The organism is Eubacterium callanderi (assembly GCF_900142645.1).
Classification (GTDB): domain Bacteria; phylum Bacillota; class Clostridia; order Eubacteriales; family Eubacteriaceae; genus Eubacterium; species Eubacterium callanderi.
On the sequence record NZ_FRBP01000004.1, the window covers coordinates 52,128 to 71,136 of the forward strand.

Sequence of the window (19,009 nt, forward strand, 5' to 3'; positions counted from 1 at the left end):
TTTTGCAGGGTCTCCTTAAAATGCTTAGTCTATATATTTTTCAAAGATTTCTTTCATTTTGACTTTTTTGTCTTCTGGAATTTCAGGCGCAACGTAAGAATCCATCCGTTTCTTTAGCTGATCGTCGATGCGCTGTGTGATATCCTTGTTTTCGATGACATATTCCTCGTAGGTGCTACGGACACCGAAATCCGGAAAGCTGTGTTCCTTGCGGTAGTTACGCAGCGTGTTTTTATGTTTGACATAGGTACCGTGCTGCCCAACCTCGGTGATCAGGTCAACGGTTTTATCAATATTCATATCCTTGGCCGGCTTAATATAAGCCTGAACATGCTTGATGATTTCTTCATCCAGAATAAATTTGCGGTAGTTGGCGCTGTTGAAGCTGTCGAGGCTGCCCAGCATAAACATGGCGATATCCAGCTTAGCAGCAAAGGCGTTCATGATGGCAGTTGTCGATTCGAGGGCAGCCTGGACGTCGCAATTTTTGGCGTCGGTGCTGCCGGACGGCATATCAAAGGGCACTTCATAGTATCCGGCCATCTGGCGGGCCATGGCGCACATCTTAATGCTTTCAGAAGCGCCGGTACAGAGCTGAAGGGTACGCATGTCAGTAATGCAGGTATAGGTGGAATAAACCACTGGCAGGCCCGGATTGATGAGCTGGATCAATGTGAACATGGCCACGTTTTCTGCGTTGGTCAGAACCACGTTGTCGATGCCGGTAATCGGTCCGGTCAGGCCGGCTGCAGAGCAAGGGGTAACCTCCATGACCTGATTCTTTTCAGCCGCGTAGAACAAGCCGTCCAAGAGTTCTTCGTCAAAGCGGAGCGGAGAAATAGGAGACAGAGACGCGAACAGGGGATAGCCGCCTTCCTTTTCTGTGAGCAGGTGCATCATTTCCATGGTCATGTCAATGGTGTTGCGGTCAACAGAGCACAGGTTCATGGGTTTGTCCATGTGCAGGAAGTATTCATAGATGGCGGTGATAACGCCTTCCTTGTAGGTGCAGTTGTCTGTCGGGAATACGATCAGCTGCCCGCCGATATCGACACAGCTGCTGCTCTGAGACAGCTTGAAGAAATTGCGCATGTCATCAAAATTGACCTTGCGGCGTTTGAACTCTTCGTCAATGATAAAGGGAGAGGTAGCGTTCGGAGCGATGAGGGGACGGTCCGTTGCGCCGATGTTGACGGAGCGGTCTGGGTTGGCCGCATCCAGTATGAAGGATCTCGGAGCAAGCTTCATACAATCTTCAACAACCTTTGGTGGAATCTTGATGATATTGCCTTCAACTGTCGCGCCGTGTTTTTTGAAAATTTCATGGGCACGTTCGTCGCACATTTCAACGCCGCATTTTTCCAGCACATCCAGGGTAGCCTGATGGACGTCTTCGATCTGTTTTTTAGTCAAGGGTTCGTAAGTAAAATTCATTTTTCTTTCCTCCTAATTTTGTGCATATTGTGTTATACACTGTATTTGTATTGTAATACGATCCTGAAGGCTTGTCAAGAAAAATCTTAAAAAAAATATATTTACAAATAAAAAGCTAAGAAAACCTTTAAAACAGGTGGATTTAACCCATGAAAAACTTTTTGTTGTGATTGAAACTAAAAACGTGTTATAATAAATAAAATTTGAAAAAGCGGAATCAACCAAAAATGTATTTTGAACATATAATATTATGCACAGAAGCTGTGCGGATAAGGTGAGGAAATGAAGCTTTTTAAAAACAGGAAACCAATGCTGGGGATTCTTTTGGGCTGTGCCGGCGCTGTTACTACTGGCATCTTCGGTATCTTTTTTAACTATTTTGATTTCATTGGTCTCAGTGAGAGCGGCAGGACGATTTTAACGCCCTTCTTTGTATTTGTATGTTTTTTTTCAGTGACACTGGCCAAGAATCCTAAAAGCCTGATCCTAAAAAATAAGCTTTTATACCTGACAACCATCTGCCTGAGTGGCGGGCTCTTGTACTCCACTTACAATTATACTTATGTAAAAGCCATCGAAAGCCTGCCCCTGGCCATCACCTCACTGTTTAATTTTTCCAACGCTGTGGTGCTGGTACTTCTGATGCGTTTGCTTTTTAAAGAAAAAATTACCGTTAAAAAGGTCATCTGCTGTCTGATCAGTCTGGTTGGAATCCTGTTTGTCCTTGAAATATTCTCAGGAGGAGACGGCGATATTACGACCATCGGCATTTTCTGGGGTGTCTCAGTGACGGTGAGCCTGGCTTTTGCCTATACTATCGACTATTTTCATATACAGAAAGAGATCCCCTTTTATGTGGTCCAGACCTACACCTGTCTGGGAGCCATAATCGTCTATTCCTTCAATTATTCGGTTTGGGATCTTTTTAAGGAGCTGGGCAGTATTACCATCCAGCACGGCGCTATGCTGTGGCTTGTGCTGCTGCTGTACTTTGTCAATGTTGCCATTTCTTATGGCGCCACCACAGCGTCCTATAATTTCATAGACGCGTCTTATACCTCCATGACCTATGTTCTGGAGCCGACCGTCGCGGCCACTGCGGGGTTCTTTCTCTATGCGCAGAGGCTTTCAGCCGTTCAGATCATCGGGATGGTCATATCCGTCAGCGCCATTGTCTATATGCAGTATATTGAGAGCAAAGGCGAAGGATAAAACAGGAAAATGATGCTGATAAAGGTGGGAGAAGGCTTTGCAGTGTCAATGAATTCTAAATTATGATATAATCAGTAAAAATAAAGAACAAGTTTGAGCATATAATTATGATATACAGGAGGCAAGCGAATGAACTTAACAGCATTGACCGAAAAAGTCGTAGAGCTGGAAGATGAAATGGTGACCCGCATTGTAGAGCGGGCGCTGGATCTTGGGGCTGCCCCTATGGAAATTGTCAATGCCGTCAACGACGGCCTGGACAAGGTGGGACTGCTTTACGAGCGCGGAGAATACAGCATCTCGGACCTGATGATGGCTGGCGTTATCTTTGAGGATATACTGAACATGGAGGGAATGCAGTTTCCGGCAAGCCAGCAGGAGGAGGTTTTTGCAGACACGATCCTTCTGGGAACCATTGAAGGCGATATCCATGATATCGGAAAGACGATCTTCCATTCTTTGGCCGTTTCAGTCGGTTTTAACGTAATCGATCTGGGAGTGGACGTGCCAGCCAAGCGTTTTGTGGAGGAGGCGAGGCGCTGCCACCCCAGCATTATTGGTATCAGCGCAGTTCTGACTAACACTGTGGGCGCCATTCAGCGGGCCATTGACCTGATTAAGAGTGATCCCGTAACAAAGGACATTACCACCATTATCGGCGGCGCTATGGTCAATATCGACATTGCAGCCATTTCCGGTGCCGATGCATTTGCCAAGACAGCCAAGGATGGCGTTACAGAGTGTATCCGTCTGAAAAAGCTGTTTAACGAAAAAAGACAGGATAAAAGCAATGAGTAATTCTAAATTCAAATACGAAGAAATCATTGAAAATATCAAGCATAAAATTTACACCAATGTTTATAAAGACAACGACCCTCTGCCCTCAGAGACATGCCTCTGCTCTGAATACGGCGCCAGCCGGATAACCGTCCGAAAAGCTATCTCAGTACTTCTATCAGAGGGGTATCTTTACTCCATTCAGGGGAAGGGTAACTACATCAAAAATGTCAAGAAAAATAAGTTTTCCATGCGTTACAGCTGTAAAACTATTTTTAACAATGGTTATGACGAAGCCAAGCTGATCTCATCCAGTCTGGTAACACCGGATGTTTACATGGTTTACAATCTGAACATCGCACCCAATGAAAGGGTTGTGGCCTTAAAATGGCTGATTTATGAGGATGGGCTGCCCATCGCCTATGACGAAAAATATCTGCCCTACTTTGCCGGGATCAATATTTCAGAGAAAAGTCTGAAATACAAAGATTTCTCAGAGCTGGTTAAAAACAAGATTTCTGTTTATGAGATGTACCAGGACCTGCGGATCAAAGGTGTCAATGCCGATGCGGATGTGGCCGAAAAGCTCAGGATTCCAGTGGGCAGTATCCTCATGCTCGTCGAGCTTAATGTCTATGACCAGAGCGGTTTGCCCTTTGGATGGGGCAAGCTTTATATCCTGCCGGATAAAACACGGTTTTTTGCCAAAACAGAGTAGGAGGGATCGTTGTGAAAGAATATGAAAACATCGTAGAGGACATAAAGAATAAGATCATCAATAATAAACTGGTCGCCGGGGATAAGCTGCCCTCCATCAAGGAAATGACCAAAATCTATAACGTGAGCAGCATTACTGTGCGTAACAGCCTGTCCATCCTGTCTAATGAAGGTTATATCGAGACCCGGGAGCGTTCCGGCTGCTATGTTAAGGAGAGCGAAAACGATCTGTTCCATATGTTTTTTAATGAGATCACCAATATTAAGGAGACCATTCTGGACACCAAAATCCTGAGTATCTCTCAAATTTTTGACTTCAATGGCCTGGAGGAATTTGACAGCCAGAGCAGCGAGCAGATCCAGACCATTAAAATCCGCCGAACCTTCAATTCCTATCTGGACGCGCCGGTATCCTATGATATTAAATACCTTCTGCACCACTTCAGCGGTGACACTAAGAAAATGTTTTATTACGACAACCTGCGCCGGATCGACTATTTTCTGGAAAAGGAAATTAACAAGACTCTTGAAATCCGTATGATCCGTCCAACCCAGGACATCATAAACGCCTTGAGTATCTCTGAGAACACCCCGGTGTTTTATTTTAAGCAGAAATACTACGATAAATACGACCAATTGGTAGCCGTTGGTCAGACCTACACCATTGCGGACAGTATACAGGTAGTGGCCACGAGCCGGAATGGCGTATGAAGTGGAGGATGAAGTAATGTAGAATTTTTGCTGAAAATTCTGCATATAGTATTAAAATAATATTTTTAGTAAATAAGACAATGTATAGCAGTATACGCCGAAACGACGTATACTGCTTTTTTAGTTTTCTTAAAAAGTGCGTTCGAAAATAATGCATCAATTTGATTGTAGAAACTTGTGCAAAAAAGAAAAAACTCGTGAAATAGTACCATTTCACGAGTGAAGTTTGTTCCAAATTTCGATAAGAAAACTATTAATCCTACCAGTTGGGGATATTATATCATCTTTGTAAAATAAATGCACGCACTTTTTTACGTGTAAAATAGAAAAAACACCATACAAATCCATTTCTTGCCCTTTGTTTTAGATATAATTGACAAAAGTATGGTCAAAATAATGGTCATACCAAGAGAGGAAAAACGATATGAAGAACTACCGTAAAAATGTAAGAAAAAGAGCGGATGGGCGTTATGAAGCGCGGTGTATTGTAGGTTATAACAATATTTATGGCAAGGCAGTCTATCGGTATTTATATGCAAAAACCTATCAGAAGGTAGTTGAAAAATTAGAATGTTGTGAAAAAGAAAATTTTGAAGAAGTTGAACTGCAAAGAGTCTTAAGAAAAAACAGGAAGCGTAAAAATTCCAGTGGTGTCATAACTGAAAAATTTCAAGAAAAGGAAATTATAAACTCTGAGGAGTATTCTGCCTTTTTGCGGGAATGGCTGACGGACTGGCTTGAAAACAGCAAAAAAACAGAAATCAAGAAATCCTCTTATACACAATATAGCAGTGTTGTCTATAATCATCTGATTCCTACAATAGGTGACTATAGGCTGCAGGAAGTAACCAGTGACGTTATTCAAAACTATGTAAAAGCAAAATTAAGCCACCATCAAAAGGCGTTGTCAAGCACAACGGTCAGACGCCATATTTCTATTTTATCTTCTGCACTTAAACAAGCTGTGAAATTAGGGATTATCACGGTCAATCCTTGTATAGATGTGTGTATTCCCGCAGCAAAGAAAAGGAAAATGGATGTTTTTAGCAAAGAAGAATATCAGAAGCTTGAGAAAACCTTGTACTGTGACCAAGACAAGGTAAAGGCGACAGCTGTTCTGTTGGCGTTAAAAACAGGCGTACGGCTTGGAGAATTAGCGGCTCTTCGGTGGTGTGATATTGATTTTGAGGAAAAAACAATGATGGTGCGCGACGCTGTTCATCGTGTGAACACATCAGAAGAGGCTGGTGGTAAAAAAACGACAATGATTTTTGAAGGAACGAAATCCTATTATTCTGAAAGGAATATTCCAATGAATCATGAGATTTATACATTGCTAAAGGGCTATGAGGCAATCCTTTCGGTGAAAGGAGAGTTTGTTTTTTTAAGTAAAAAAGGATCATTTATTGATCCAAGAGTTTATCAAACCTATTTTGCAGATGTCTTAAAAAATGCAGGTATCAAGAAAAGGAATTTCCATATTTTAAGGCACACATTTGCCACAAGGGCCGCAAGTAAAAATATGCAGTTAGCTGTCCTAAGCAGGCTTTTGGGGCACTCCAATATTACTGTCACATTAAAGAGCTACATCCATCCTCTGACAGAACAGGATCGTATTGAAATGAATAAATTATCAGAGATTCCAATAGATAAAGAAAAATAAAATGGTCAAAAAAATGGTCGAAATCTATCAGGATGGTGTAAATAAAGGAGTTAGCGATTAAAACTCGTGAAATGGTACTATTTCACGAGTAAATTCAAGACTTCTTAGTTTACGCATCATTGTACTTTTATTCTGATATTCAGAGATGGCAACTCTAGAATATAAAACTTTTTGTAATCGCGGAGGATGGCCTATTCCTCCGCCCATTTCTCAACCCAAATCGTACATAGTGTACGATATTAAAATTAAATTTACGTTAAGGTAAAGAAAGAGGTGAAGCCTGCAACAAAAATGTGTGAAAGTATATGGGATTAGGGATTCAAACAGGAGGTAAAAGAAAGTGAGAAAGTCTAAATTAAAACAGACCATATCAATGCTGCTCGCAGTATTGATGGTATTCATGTCCATGAATTTCTCAGTGTTTGCAGAAGAATTAACCGCTCCGGCCGACGAGACCAAAACACCTGCCGTCGAAGCGCCAGCTGAGGAGCCAGCAGAAGAACAGACACCAGCCGTCGAGGCGCCGGCACTGGTGGATGAGGAAACAGGGACAACAGAAGAAAATACAACAGACAATTCGTTACAAAAGGAGCAGTCGGCATTACTGCAGACACCAACAACAAATGGAGAAGTGATTGCAAAAATTGATGATCAGGGTTATACAGATCAGGCAACATTTCTGACAGCATTTAACGCGCTTGCGGGAGTGCATACCGTTCAGCTATTGGCAGATGTTGATCTTGGTATAATCACGACGAATAATGCTCAAGGACATGCACAAGCCAATGATATTTTTTTAGTGAGACAAGATGCACAGATAATCCTTGATTTGAATGGTTGGGCGATTACTGGCGATCTTGCAAGCGGAAACAACTATAATGATGAAGAGATTATTGGCAATTTTGGTGTTTTGACGATTCAAGATAGTAGTGCGGATAAAACCGGTAAAATAGAAAACACTGCCGCAAATCCAAATATTTGTGTGCCAACAGTTTCTAATGAATTTAATGCGACACTGATCGTTGAGGGAGGAACTATCCAGTCAACAAAAGGTAACGCCATCACTAATTATGGAAAAACAACTATTTATAGCGGTACTATTAAAACAAACTCACCTGCTACTGGTGGTTGGGACAATGGCGCGGCAGCCATTCATAACCGAGGTAACCTTGCTATAGAGAAAAAGGACGGACTCTCTGAGCCTGAAATATCGACCAATCGAGGTTATCCTGTCTGGTGCGGTGATTCCAGAGGCATTGGTAATGCTCAGATCTCGGCCGGTAAATTTACAACCAATCATGATATGGACATAAAGATTCAGACCGGTCATTTTGACACTGTCGTTAATGTTACTGGCGGCACATGGGATAAAGATCCAACTGATTATGTCAGCAAACCTTATATTGTAAAAAAAGATTCCGGTGGAATATATACCGTTGTTAAGGGAGATGATGGAACAAAAGAGGCAGCTACTTATGCAGAATTAAAAAGGATTTTATCAGATACAACAGACAATTGGGTAGAAATCCTTATCACGGACGATATCACCGTAACTGATGATTTGACGATTCCATTAAAAGCAAATGTTGAAATCCAACCGGGTAAAACGCTCAAGATCTCTAATGGAAAAAAGGTTGAATTGAGTGGTAAACTAATAAATAACGGAACTCTTGATATCAGCACTATAGACAGCGGCTGGATCAATAATATTGACCAGTTCAAAAATAACGGGCAGATTATCGGCCTTCCAACACCCGAAAATAATGTTTATAAAATTTCGACTGTTAACCAGCTCCAGTTTTTACAGTATGTGATGGTAGCTGGAAACGGGCCCTTTACAGGAACCATTGAAATTCAAAACCCAATAGATGCGCAGGGGTACAAGTTCCGAGCATTGGGTGATAACACAAACGTTTTTTCAGGAACTTTTGATGGAAAAGAGAATGAAATCAAAAACATTACCGTCGACGCTTTCAACAATAGTGGCTCACTATTTAACCGCGTGACAGACGCGACTTTTCAGAATCTGAATCTGACAAACTGTGACATTTACACAAACGGTGGTTATCTTGGTCTGCTAGCTGGCAGCGCCAGTGGGACAACAATTGTAAAAGATTCAACATTAGGTGGGAAATTGTCTGCGGACAATACCTTCTTCGGGGGTGGACTTTTTGGTTCTATCACTCCAGGCGGTCTCTTCAATTTTGAAAATTGTGTAATGGACCTTGATATTACCGCGCCATATAATGTCGGAACTTTTTGGGGATCGACGGAAAATTCGTCTGTAGAAGTTACGATTGTCAATTGTAGCAATGCCGGCGACATCAATGCGACCGGTGGCTCCTATGGCACCATTGGTGGCTGGGGGCATGGTCTGCCCTTAAAGGTCACTGTTTTCGGTTATGATTATACAGGAACAGTAACCGAAAATTGTAAAGTGCAGGAAAACCCAAAATACTGTACAAAATCGGATAATGATCAGTTCATTATAGCAGCTGCGAGAATTCAAAACTCAGACGGAAGCACTCAATATTATGGAAGCATTCAGGAAGCGGTGTCTAATGCTGCTAATGGAGATATTATTGAGATCGCGCCCGGCACATACAATTTAGAATCAACCTTAAAAGTTGAAAAACCATTAACCTTAAGAGGCATGGGGAGCGTTGTCATTATGCGTGATGATACCTGGAGTCCTGCTCAGGCGACAAGCGGTGAACAAGGTTCTCTTATAAACATTGACAGGGTCACAGGTCCAGTCGTGTTGGAAAACCTTACTGTACAGGACGCTCGAAATATTGATGGAGCCAGCGGACATGGTATCAACATTGTGCAGTCTGCTGACGTAACCATGAAGAACATCACCTCAAAGGGTAATGCCGCCGCAGGCGTAGTTGTCAACGGCTCTACCGTAACTGCCACAGGCCTGTATACCAGCGGAAATGGGTGGTATGGGGTTAATGTGGATCAAGGGAACGGTGTGACTGATGATACTCTGTTCACGTTAAAGGCACCCTATCGCTTTGGGGAAACTTATCAAATTGTATCCGATAAATATAATTCAAATGATAACATCGAGGTAAATCTGCCGGATGCGTTTGTACAAAGTGATTTGGAGAATGGATCCGTTTATTGGAATGATTTTTCAACAATGATCAAGAATCAAAATAAAAACAGAACCTACCCAACTATTCAGGCAGCCATTGATGATGCGAACCGGAACAATACGATTCTGATTCCGGCAGGAATCTATGCGGAAGACCTGAACATCGAACAATCCGTCACTCTGAAGAAAGCGGAAAATACAGAAGGTGATTGCGTTTTAGACGGAAATATTACAGTGGCTGAAGGTAAAAAAGTAACACTCAGTGACCTGAACGCGGGAACAAATGCTGCCGTTATGGTTAAAAAAGGTGCGAATTTAGCACTGGTTAACAGTGATGCCTTTGTTGAAAATCAACATATTACTGTCGAGAAACTTTTCGGTACAGAATATGATACCAGTGTCATTAAGCAAAATGACCAGAAGGTTGCAAAAGATAAACTCTCATTTGTTTATCTGGGTGAAGAAATAAGACCAGATATGAACCTTTTCAGAGCAGATGAAGTATCTTATACGGTTAAAACGCCAGCCCAATTCTACTGGTTATCGCAGCAGATTAATAAAGGAAGCATTGATACTTTAAAAGTAACGATTAAATTAGGCAACGATCTTGATTTCCATAATGACGAATGGTTACCCGTAGGGGTAGAAGGTCATGAGTACAAAGGAAATTTTGATGGACAGGGAAAAACCATTTCCAATTTATATATTAATAGGCCAGGTGAAAATTACCTTGGACTGTTTGGAACGGCCAATAATAACAACGCATTAAGAAATATAACATTTGACAAAGTGGAGATTATTGGAAAGAGCTTATACAATGGTGGACCAGGTGGTCTTTATGGAGGTAATTACGCTGGTGCCCTTGTTGGTAGATTGTTAACTGGCATGGTAGATAGTGTTTCTGTTAAAAGCTTTTCCTATAATTCTGATAGAGATACAGCAGCTGGTAACTTTATTGGTGGTGTCATTGGATCTGCTGAAAGTATTAATCTGTCCAACAGTAGTGTCAATACTGGTGTGTTTATGACAAGTGGTGATAATGTTGGTGGTGTTATCGGCTTTATCGAGTCAAATGCCAATGTTACAGATTGTCATGGGAATAATATTGACATAGCAGAGAACTGCACCGGTGATGCTGGCGGTGTTATCGGTACAGCAACAAACGGAAACGTAAAAGTTTATAATTGTAGCGTTAAAAATAGTACCATTAGAATTTCAACGCCGATCTATGTAGACCCAGACTACACTTACCGAGGTGAACTTATTGGCGAGATGCGTTCTGGTATTCTTTATCTGTATAATTGCACCTCTGAAAATACAACGGCAATCAACGTAAAAATTCCAAATGATGAAAGTCAGCTTGTAGGCGGCGACCAAACAAAAATTAAAATCCTGACTGTCTACAATGAAAACACTGATACACCATACGCAACCATTCAGGAAGCAATAAACGCAGCTGATTCTGGTGATACGATTACCGTTGGCGCTGGCATCTATGATGAAGCTATTAATTTAAATAAAGCTGTGAACCTTGTTGGGCCAAATGCGGATATTAACCCGAATGGAGATAATGATCTGCCCTCCAGCAGAGGCGAAGAAGCAATCTTAAAAGGTGGTATCAATATCACCAGACAAGATAAGAACAGTAGTGAGTCAATCAGTATTAAAGGATTAAAATTTACAAAAAGCGGCATCTATTCAGTTGGTTGGGGGAATGACCCTAATTTGAATAGTATCACGATTGAAAACAATGTGTTTGAAAATATCGCGAATGAGTTAAATAATAGTGAAAAAAATGTATCAGCTATTCACTTTAATTTAGCAGATAATCAACCAGTTCAGAATTGCACCATCAAAAACAATCGTATTTCTGGTGTTGCCAATGGTGACTCCAGCGGGATTAATGTTTTTACGGTCAGTGGAACAACAACCATTACTGGTAATTACATTGAAAATACCAATCATAGCGCATTGCAAATTCCGGGCACAGCCGCAGGGGATGTAATGATTACCGGTAATACCTTTAAAGACTGGGATCAGGATGTAGCGAACGGCGGACGCGCCATGCGTTTTGGCAAGTTTGCAAAGGTCGACTCAATGACTGTTACAAACAATAAAATAATTCGAGACTTAGAGCCAGGTGAAGATAAAGATCAAATGGCAAAATTTGACACAATACCAGATGAAGGGTCACTTGACTTTAGCTTAAACTACTGGAATGGCAAGCTGCCAGTGACAACCTATGGTAAAGCAGAAGACAGCTCTGTCATTGTCATATCAGAAGGTAATGCAAAAATCGATGCATTGCCATATTACGCTGACGAAGAAATGAAGAGACCTTTAGTACCGGTTGAAGTAAAGGACAGTACAGGGAATTTAAAAGGAAATTACTTAACGATCCCTGAAGCTGTTGCTGACGCAGAAACTAAAGATCATATTGTAATTTCCGAGGGTATCCAGACGTTATCAAGCAGTATCACCATTCCAAGTGGAAAAGACCTGACATTTGAAGGGACAGTATCCGACAGTGGCGCATTACTGACAACACTGCAGAGAAGCGCTGACGGTGGCGATGGTAATAACATCATTTTTTCAGCAGCACAGGAAAATGTTCAAACAACGGTTAAAAACCTGAACTTTGTCACAACAAAAGAAGGAGCATCCACTTTCTATTCAGACAAAAAATCAGCAGAATTAACCATTGAAGGCTGTAGCTTTAATCCGGCCGAGGGCATAAATTACGGTGGAAATATTGTAATGGGTGCTGGCGTTGAAAATACAGGCAAACTGAGCTTTGTTAACAATAAGGTAAACTTCAGCTTCCGAAATGGTATTAACGCAGCAGGAAACAATAGTGTTATTACCGGGAATGAATTTGTATATACCAGTGACAGAATTAATGATAGTAACAGAACCTCTGTACTTTCACTGGTAGCTGATGATAACAGTGGAATTATTACTATTACAGACAATATTTTTAAAAACGCGAACCGCGCTATCGCAGTAGATAATTCAAAGATGCTAAGCGGGAATAATGTAACCATCCAAGATAACCAGTTCATTGACGTGCGTTATGGATTTGAATTAGGCTCTACGGTCAACAAAGGCTGCGGCGTATATGATTTATCTAAAAACTACTACGCTAGAACACAACCAGATGGCTCAGAAATAGCCGCTCCGATGTTAATTGAGGACGCCGATATTTCTGAAGGAACACATTTTGATGGATCAAGAGATTACAAAGGCGATCAGGTCAACGTTTATCCATATTACGTTGATAAGGAAATGACAAAAACTTACGCGCCGGTAGAAGTACAGCATAAAGATGAAGGTGCAAAAACCGAATACTTCGGCACCATTGCCAAAGCATATGAAGCGGCACATGCAGGCGATACTATCGTCATCAACAGAGCTGCCAATGGAAGCGACGCGGTCATTGATGAAGCGGTCGATATGAACACAAAAGATGCGGACCTGAAACTCATGGGCAGCACAACCTTTAACGGTACTTTTGCGGGATCAACCCGAGCCAGCCTGATCTTACAGAATGGGACAACCGCGACCTTCACAAATACAGCGCAAAATGCGATTCAGTACTTTACCTCGGTTGATGTCGAAAACTTCAATGCAGAGGCTCCGACACAAATTGTTGCGCCAACAGTTAACACCTCACAAAACTCCTTCATCGCCAAAGGCGGCCTGATGGACTATGTCAAAGGTGATCCGAACAGTACATGGACCTACGGCAGCCCAAGCGACCGTTTTAACGGAGGTGATGGAACAGCCGAAAAACCATGGCAGATTAATACGCCGGAACAGCTGAAGCTTGTTCAAAGTACAGATACTACCGGCAAATACTTTAAACTGACCAATGATATCACAGTAAATGACTGGACACCACTGGCAAAATTTGAAGGTAACTTCAATGGTAATGGCTATACAATTACTGGCAATAACGTGAACTTTATTGATGAATTAGCTAAAAGTGCTAAAGTCGAAAAACTTCGGTTTGAAGGCTTTACCAATTTAGTGAATACCAATAATGGCACCGTTGAAAACTGTTATACCGTTGGAGAAAAAACCACCGCGATTGTCAATATTATGGACAAAAATGGAAAACTGACCGACAGCTTTACAGCTGGAACAAAAGCGGTACAGACTAATGAAGCGCAAGGCACAATATTACGTGTCTACTATTGCGGTGAAACAGGCGGTATCGGCACAGCCATGACCAAAGCGGACATGCAGAAAGCACGCTTTGCTAATACGCTGAACAGTGAAAAAGAAGGTGTGTGGGATTATAACGCAGATATTGAAAGCCCATCGGCATATCCGTTTGTGATGAAGGATGACAAGACAACAACGATTCAGAAATTAGGTGAAGTTAAAGTTATCTGTGATTCAAGTATTGGTAAAGTATCAATAGTACAACCAGACGATGGAATCTATGCAAAAGATACCATCACCTTAAAAGCTGAAATCACAAATTCAGATTATGATTTCTTGTCTTGGACAAATGTAAGCGGCGAAATTATTGGAACAAATAGGACCTGTGATTATACGGTGCGCACAAAAGATGATGTTGGAACATTTACAGCAAACTTTACACGCAAACCAACAATTACAGTAAGTGCATTGAATTTCAATGCAAGTGCAGGAAGTATTAGCGTAAATGGCATCGAAAATTCAAATGCTGTGAATGCTGAGATCAATGTTGGTACTATGGCAAGATTAAAGGCAACACCAAAGGCTGGCTATAAATTTGTTAAATGGACGACTCTCCAGGACATGAACACCGCGGTTTCAGTTGAAGATACGTTTACGATTTATGCCGGAACCAGCAATTTACAATATCTCGCGCATTTTGAAGAAATTCAGGCTGATAAAGTAACAGTAAGTTTCAAAAACTCTGTAACAGGTGCGATCATTGGACAACCCCAGACCATTGATAAAAATGGTGAAGTGGCTGTACCAGAAGCGCCAGTCTATTTGGATAGAGACTTTGTCGGTTGGTATGACGGCAATATAAAAGCAAATGTTGTGAATGGCAAGATTCAAAATGTCCAAAAGGATACAACCTATGAAGCCCGTTATACACAAAAACAAATACAGTATACTGTGACCGTCACTAAAGGGAAAATTGACGGTGAAGAAGAAACAAACGTGAAAAAAGATGCTAATAGCCGCGTAACAGTTATTGCAAATACGCCGGAACAAGGCAAGCAATTTGCCGGATGGAAATATACAAACGGTGATTCCATTATCAGTTACAACGCAACTTATACTTTTACGCTAAAAGCAGATACATCAATTGAAGCAACTTATTCAGAACTTCCAGTAGAAAAGCAACCAACGGTTTCTATTGATCCGAACCCTGTTCAAATTGATCAGAGTGAAGGCCTGTATAAGCTACGCTTTATTGTAAGGTCAGAAGTTCCAGATGATGGTGGTTACACGCCAATTAAATGTGGGATTGTGGCAAAAAAAGCAGATGTAGCAAACCCAGAAGAATTAGCCTTAGGTGCAGCTGATGTAATCGTAGGTGGAAAAACAAATATCGGAAATCAATATACCTACACAGTAAACTTGGGAAATTTGGCGGTTAGTACGACTGTTTCCGCGAGAGGATACTTGACTTATATGAAGAATGGTGAGACATATACTATCTACACCGACATGGTCAAGGGAACTGTAGTAGCGAATTAAAACATAAACGCCATGGCAGAGGGCTTTATACTCTGCTATAAAAAACTTAAGTGGAGGTGAAAAATTTGAAAGACTATCTAAAACCGGGACTCGATATTCAGGAATTTGAAGTAGAAGATATTATGGTGGATAGCAGTGGTGAGGAAGATCTTTAACCTAGTGAATACTATATGGATTCTTCACTGAGCAACAAGTAAATTTGAATAGGAAACTTTATTGTAGAATAAAGTTTCCTATGTCAATATTTAAGGTAAGTAAAATAATGAATAGATACATAATAGCTGAACTTAATATCAAAATGGCAATTTTTGGAAAAATCTTGAAAGATCAGTCCAGAGCATATCAATCATTGATTAGTCCAGAAAAATATAAGTTTGAATTTAGAAGTGATCAAGATAGCATACGGATCGAAGGAAATATTATTCAAAAAACTAAAGAAAAGATTATCTCAGAAACCATTGATAAATGGATATTTTATCGCAAAGAGGACAAGATCCTGAAAATACAAAAAATTTATTATAAAAACAATAATAATGCGGAATTTCGATACAGAGAACTTTTAAAAAAATATCCACTTTTAAAATTTGATGATTATGAGTATATCAATACCGGCTTTGCCTTCTCAAGAGCACTGCTCGATTATAACGGCTTTTGTCTCCACTCCTCAGCGGTAGCGCTGGATAACAAAGCGGTTTTGTTTTCTGCGCCTTGCGGTACTGGAAAATCAACCCATACCGGATTATGGCGAAAGTACTTTGGGGAAGATAAAGCCATCATCATCAATGACGATAAGCCGGCCATCCGCTTGATGGGCGATACCTTTTATGTGTATGGTACACCATGGAGCGGTAAATCAGACTTAAACACCAATGCTAAAGTGCCTCTGCAGGCCATTGTGTTTTTGGAACAGGCATCTGAAAATTGTATTGAACGACTGAGTAATAAAGATGCCGTCAGATGGCTATATTATCAGAGCTTGCGACCGACAGGCCCTCGAAGTGAAGAAAAAACAAGTAACTTACTTAATCTTTTGGATAAAATAGTATGTCAGATACCCATCTATAAAATGGGCTGTACCATCAGTGAAGAAGCCGTAGAGCTTTCATATAATACAACAATACTTGGTAAATAGTATAGGAGAATCTTTTATGAAAATAAAAAATGGATATATGCTGAGAGAAGTTGCCGGAGAGGCTGTTGTCGTGCCCACTGGTGAAGCAACCCTCAATTTTCAGGGCATCATCTCTCTCAACGAAACCGGAGCTCTTTTGTGGAAAGAGCTGGAGCAGGGCTGCGAGAAGAAGGATTTGGTTCAGGCACTTTTAGACGAGTATGAGGTTGACGCTGAAACAGCCGAGAAGGATGTGAATGAATTTCTTAAGCGGGCAGATGACGCTGGACTGATTGATGGCTGAACCAGGCGGCCGTCGGGTTGATCTGGAACATATGCACCCCATCATCACCGAAAAGCTGTCCTCCGGCGGCGAAGTCATTTTCACATCTGCCGGTACCAGCATGCTTCCGACTCTTCGGGACCGCGAGGACCAGGTCTGTATTGTGCGGCCTCCGAAACGCCTGCGCAAGTATGATCTGCCATTTTACACCAGAGACAGTGGCCAATATGTGCTGCACCGAATCGTAAAGGTAAATGCAGACGGCACCTACACACTCCGGGGAGATCATCAGTTTGTGAATGAAGAGGAGGTGCGTTCCGACCAGATCATCGGCGTTGTCAAGGGCTTCTGGCGCGGCGGCCGCTACATCCCCTGCGATAATCCCTGGTACCGCCTGTACTGCCGGGTCTGGTGGCTTCTGTATCCGGTGCGGTACGTGGTGCTGCGGGGGCGCGGTGCGGTATTCCGTCTGCGTCGTCGATTTCATTAACAGCCCCAGCCCTCTGCATCCACGCTGTCCCGCCTCTGATGATTCCGTTCTTTTAGGGATGGCGCGGGTGCACAGGTCTGGGGCTTTTGGACAGGAGTTTTCGTGAATACCAAGCGTACCTACACCGATAAAGAAGTTTTTTCCTGGCTTTACCAGAATGCGAAAGGGCAGATTTTGGCCTGTGTGCTGCTGGTTTTCGCCAATATTGGGCTGGCTTGCATGGGCGTGGCCTTTGCGCTGGCGTCTAAGAGCGTCATTGACGGGGCCATGGCAGGGGGACGAGCAATGCTTGTCTGGCGCAGCGCGGTTTTCTTTAGCATTATCGTGCTTCAGGCACTGCTGCAGGCCTACTGCCGCCATGCCCAGGCCACCATTCAGGGCCGGCTGGAGATGGGCTTTAAATCCCGTTTTCTGTCGGCTGTTTTAAAAAAAGATTATCAGGCTGTCATGGCTTACCACAGCGGCGATCTGCTCAACCGGCTCACCAGCGACGTGCAGGCCATTGCAAACGGCGTGACCTCGCTGCTGCCCACCTTTTCCGGGCTCATCACCAAGATCGTGTCTGCTTTCTGGGTGCTCTGCATGCTGGACTGGCGGTTCTCACTGATCTTTGCCCTGGCCGGTGCGGCCATGTTTGTGGTCACACGCTTTTTCAGGAGACGGCTCAAGGCTTTGCACAAGCGGGTCCAGGAGACGGACGGGCGGGTGCGCTCCTTTTTGCAGGAGCTGCTTTCAAGCTTTCTGGTGATCCGCACCTTTCAGGTGGAGGGGGCCATGGAGGACAAGGGGCGGCGGCTTCAGCAGGCCAATTACGACGAAAAAATCCGTAAAAACACCATCAGCGTGGTAGCCAATACAGGCATCAGCTTTATATTTAATCTGGGCTACCTCTATGCTCTGGTGTGGAGCTGCCACGGGCTGATCGCAGGAACCGTGAGTTTTGGGACGCTGACGGCTGTGCTGCAACTGGTCAACCAGGTGCAGTCTCCCTTTGTGGGACTATCCGGCATGCTGCCCCAGTACTACGGCGCCCTGGCCTCTGCCGAGCGGATGATGGACATCGAAGCCCTGCCCGATGAACCGGCAGTGGACAACGCCCCCTATGACGCTGGGGCGCTGTACGCACATATGCTGGGGATCGAGCTGCGCAGCCTTAGCTTTCACTATGACCGGGATCCTGTGCTTAATCAGGCGGATCTATACCTTGAGAAGGGCAGCTTCGCGGTGATTTCGGGTTTGTCAGGCGTTGGGAAGAGCACCCTGCTCAAGCTGCTGCTGGGGGTTTTTACGCCGGATTCAGGGCATATTGGGCTGAGAATGGACGACGGCTTCCGGATCGCGGCGGACCGGCAGACCCGGGGGATTTTTGCCTACGTGCCCCAGGGTAATTTTCTGCTCTCCGGTACCATCCGGGAGAACATTGCCTTTATCCGGCCAGAGGCCGCTGAGGAAGAAATCGTCCAGGCGGCAGAGCTCAGCTGTGCCATGGATTTTATTCGCGGGCTGCCCATGGGGATGGATACTATCATCGGCGAGAAAGGGCTCGGCCTGTCCGAGGGGCAGGTCCAGCGTCTGGCCATCGCCCGGGCATTGCTGGGCGGCGCGCCCATACTCCTCCTGGACGAAGTGACCTCCGCCCTGGACGCTCAGACAGAGAAGCAAGTGCTTGAGAACATTAAATGCCTCAGAAACCGGACATGCCTTATCGTTACTCACAAGGCAGCAGCCCTGACCGTCTGTGATGTAGTGCTGCGGTTTGTGGATGGAAAAATAATCATGGAAAAAAGATAGAGAGAAGTAAA

Annotated in this window: 11 protein-coding genes; 10 read left to right on the forward strand and 1 reads right to left on the reverse strand. The window is 43.1% G+C overall.

Annotated features, from left to right (window positions below; translation table 11 throughout):
- Positions 1-24: 24 nt before the first annotated feature.
- Positions 25-1,434: a trimethylamine methyltransferase family protein gene (locus BUC22_RS05900; RefSeq protein WP_013379371.1), complete on the reverse strand. Its 1,410-nt coding sequence runs from the start codon at positions 1,432-1,434 to the stop codon at positions 25-27.
- A 282-nt stretch (positions 1,435-1,716) separates the two neighbouring features.
- On the opposite strand from BUC22_RS05900, the gene BUC22_RS05905 reads away from it, so the two are divergent.
- The 10 genes from BUC22_RS05905 to BUC22_RS05950 all read left to right on the forward strand — a co-directional run bounded on the left by BUC22_RS05905 (position 1,717) and on the right by BUC22_RS05950 (position 18,998).
- The gene (locus tag BUC22_RS05905; RefSeq protein WP_013379373.1) at positions 1,717-2,646 is read left to right on the forward strand and encodes a DMT family transporter; all 930 of its coding nucleotides are present in this window, start codon (positions 1,717-1,719) and stop codon (positions 2,644-2,646) included.
- A gap of 129 nt (positions 2,647-2,775) precedes the next feature.
- Entirely contained in the window at positions 2,776-3,444 is a 669-nt protein-coding gene (locus BUC22_RS05910) for a cobalamin B12-binding domain-containing protein (protein ID WP_013379374.1), read from the forward strand.
- A complete protein-coding gene (locus BUC22_RS05915; RefSeq protein ID WP_013379375.1) occupies positions 3,437-4,141 on the forward strand; it encodes a GntR family transcriptional regulator in 705 nt (234 codons plus the stop codon). The genes BUC22_RS05910 and BUC22_RS05915 overlap by 8 nt, the downstream gene beginning before the upstream one ends.
- Positions 4,142-4,152: 11 nt before the next feature.
- A complete protein-coding gene (locus BUC22_RS05920) occupies positions 4,153-4,851 on the forward strand; it encodes a GntR family transcriptional regulator (protein WP_013379376.1) in 699 nt (232 codons plus the stop codon).
- A gap of 424 nt (positions 4,852-5,275) precedes the next feature.
- Positions 5,276-6,514 carry a tyrosine-type recombinase/integrase gene (locus tag BUC22_RS05925; protein ID WP_013379377.1) on the forward strand — a complete coding sequence of 413 codons (1,239 nt, stop codon included), beginning with the start codon at positions 5,276-5,278 and terminating at the stop codon, positions 6,512-6,514.
- Between the two features lie 340 nt (positions 6,515-6,854).
- Positions 6,855-15,323: an InlB B-repeat-containing protein gene (locus BUC22_RS05930; protein ID WP_013379378.1), complete on the forward strand. Its 8,469-nt coding sequence runs from the start codon at positions 6,855-6,857 to the stop codon at positions 15,321-15,323.
- A gap of 262 nt (positions 15,324-15,585) precedes the next feature.
- The gene (locus BUC22_RS05935; protein WP_013379380.1) at positions 15,586-16,455 is read left to right on the forward strand and encodes a hypothetical protein; all 870 of its coding nucleotides are present in this window, start codon (positions 15,586-15,588) and stop codon (positions 16,453-16,455) included.
- 16 nt (positions 16,456-16,471) lie between these two features.
- Positions 16,472-16,738 carry a PqqD family protein gene (locus BUC22_RS05940; RefSeq protein ID WP_013379381.1) on the forward strand — a complete coding sequence of 89 codons (267 nt, stop codon included), beginning with the start codon at positions 16,472-16,474 and terminating at the stop codon, positions 16,736-16,738.
- On the forward strand, positions 16,731-17,207 hold the full coding sequence (locus BUC22_RS05945) for a S24/S26 family peptidase (protein ID WP_013379382.1): 477 nt from the start codon (positions 16,731-16,733) through the stop codon (positions 17,205-17,207). Before BUC22_RS05940 ends, BUC22_RS05945 begins: the two co-directional genes overlap by 8 nt.
- 102 nt (positions 17,208-17,309) lie before the next feature.
- A complete protein-coding gene (locus BUC22_RS05950; protein WP_013379383.1) occupies positions 17,310-18,998 on the forward strand; it encodes an ABC transporter ATP-binding protein in 1,689 nt (562 codons plus the stop codon).
- The last annotated feature ends 11 nt before the right edge of the window (positions 18,999-19,009 follow it).